The organism is Mycobacterium sp. ABE4_509, assembly GCF_056160785.1.
The window spans coordinates 1-2149 of the sequence record NZ_JBSWXU010000277.1 but is presented as its reverse complement, the minus strand read 5'-3'; the positions used below and the strand labels follow the sequence as shown (position 1 = coordinate 2149).

Here is a 2149-nt window from a genome sequence, read left to right as displayed (position 1 = left end):
TTGTGGGATCGGAGATGGGTATAAGAGGCGGGCCGACTGCAGCATCTTGCGGCTGCAGCCCGGCTGCCGCGACCCCGAGGTCGTCGCGAACACCGGCGGGCGCCCGTTGGGGTTGGGGTTCACCGGCGACGGCCGGTTGCTGATCTGCGACAGCCCGCGGGGGCTGCTCGCCCTCGACGGCGCCGGGAACCTGACCACCATGGTCGACACGGTGGCCGGCCGGCCCCTGCGGTTCTGCTCGAATGTCACCGAGGCCGGGGCCGGCACCGTCTTCTTCACCGAGTCGACCAGTGCGTTCACCGTCGCCGACTACCTCGGCGCGATTCTGGAGGCCCGCGGCCGCGGGGCACTGCACCGGCTGGACGCCGAAGGCACGGTCCGCACCGTGCTCGACGGGCTGTACTTCGCCAACGGGGTGACGCCGACCGCGGACGGGTCGGCGTTGGTGATCGCCGAGACGCAGGGTCGGCGGCTGTCGAAGTACCGGCTGACCGGACCGCAGGCGGGGTCGATGACACCGCTGGCGGTCAATCTGCCCGCGATGCCGGACAACCTGTCCACCGGTGCCGACGGCAGGATCTGGTGTGCCATGGTCACCCCGGCCAACCCGCTGGCGGACCGGTTGGCGGCTGGGCCACCGGTGCTGCGCAGGATGCTGTGGCAGCTGCCGGCCCGCCTGCAGCCCAAACCCGCGGCGGTGGTGTGGGCGGTGGCGTTCGACCCCGACAGCGGCGAGCCCGTCGCCGGGCTTCGCACCACGCATCCGGCGTTCAGCATGGTGACCGCGGTGGTGGAGGGCGACGGACGGCTGTGGCTGGGCAGCATCGGGGCCGGGTGTCTGGGCTGGGTGCCCCTGGAGCACACCCGGCTCTGAGCCACGCGTTCTCGCCGAACTGGCATTCCGGCAGGCCTCTTCTCGCACTTTCACTGCCGGAATGCCGTTTCGGCGCGATCAGGACCTGATGAAGTCGAGCAGGTCGGCGTTGACGACATCGGCGTGGGTGGTGGGCATGCCGTGCGGAAGGCCCTGGTAGGTAACGAGACTCCCGTTCTGCAGCAGCTCCGCCGACTTCGGGCCCGACGCCACATAGGGAACGATCTGATCGTCTTCGCTGTGCATCACCAGCACCGGTACGGCGATCTTCTTCAGATCCTCGGTGAAGTCGGTCTGGGAGAACGCGACGATCCCGTCGTAGTGAGACCAGGCGTCACCCATCATGCCCTGCCGCCACCAGTTCTCGATGATCGCCTCGGACGGCTCGACACCGGGGCGGTTGAATCCGTAGAACGGGCCGGCGGCCAGTGAACGGTAGAACTCCGATCGGTTGGCGGCCAGCTGCGCCTGCAGATCGTCGAACACCTCCTTGGGCAGCCCGCCCGGGTTGGCCTCGGTACGGACCATCAACGGTGGCACGGCGTTGATCAACGCCGCCTTGGCGACCCGGCTCTCGCCGTGGCGGGCCAGGTGGCGAACCACTTCCCCGCCCCCGGTCGAATGCCCGATGTGGATGGCCTCGCGCAGGTCGAGCTGCTCGGTCAGCGCGGCGAGATCGTCGGCGTAGTGGTCGATGTCGTGGCCGTCGACGGTCTGGGTCGACCGGCCGTGACCACGCCGGTCGTGGGCGATGACGCGGTAACCCTGCTGCAGGAAGAACAGCATCTGGTTGTCCCAGTCGTCGGAGGAAAGGGGCCAGCCGTGGCTGAACACGATCGGCTGACCCGATCCCCAGTCCTTGTAGAAGATCTCGGTGTTGTCTGCCGTGGTGATGGTGGCCATGCGGATTCCTTCGGGATGGTCGGGATCGGGTCCTGCCCGGCGTCAACCCTGCTCGCCTGGCCGGCTTCCGTCATCGACGCCGACCGCCATCGGGTTATTCCGGTCGGCCCCCGCGAAGGTGCCCGAACCCGCCGCGGCGGCTGGTTTCTGCCACCCGGCGGTCAATTCCTGCCACCCGGAATCACCGCTCTGACCTGCCGGTTACACGCACCAGAAGACCAAGATCAGCGACAAGATCACCGAGAAGAGGAACCCGAAATGAACAAGCTCAACCCCGCCACCGCCACCGCCGCCGCTGCCGGACTGTCGGCCGCCGTCCTGGGCCTGGCCGCCCCGGCCGCCGCCGCCCCCAGCGGATCCGACGCCCAGCAG

At 68.9% G+C, this 2149-nt stretch carries 2 protein-coding genes; one reads left to right on the top strand and one right to left on the bottom strand.

Annotation, left to right across the window (positions count from 1 at the left end; all coding sequences use genetic code 11):
• The first annotated feature begins 7 nt into the window (after positions 1-7).
• Positions 8-874, top strand: a complete 867-nt coding sequence (locus ACXAID_RS27860) for an SMP-30/gluconolactonase/LRE family protein (RefSeq protein ID WP_475025398.1) — start codon at positions 8-10, stop codon at positions 872-874.
• Between the two features lie 78 nt (positions 875-952).
• Here the strand turns inward: ACXAID_RS27860 and ACXAID_RS27855 are convergent, their stop codons facing one another.
• Complete coding sequence (locus ACXAID_RS27855; RefSeq protein WP_475025397.1) at positions 953-1777, bottom strand: alpha/beta fold hydrolase; 825 nt, start codon at positions 1775-1777, stop codon at positions 953-955.
• Positions 1778-2149 lie beyond the last annotated feature (372 nt).

Excerpts from the sequence above, each read along its gene's own strand:
- ACXAID_RS27855 (WP_475025397.1), bottom strand. The coding sequence starts at position 1,777 with ATGGCCACCATCACCACGGCAGACAACACCGAGATCTTCTACAAGGAC.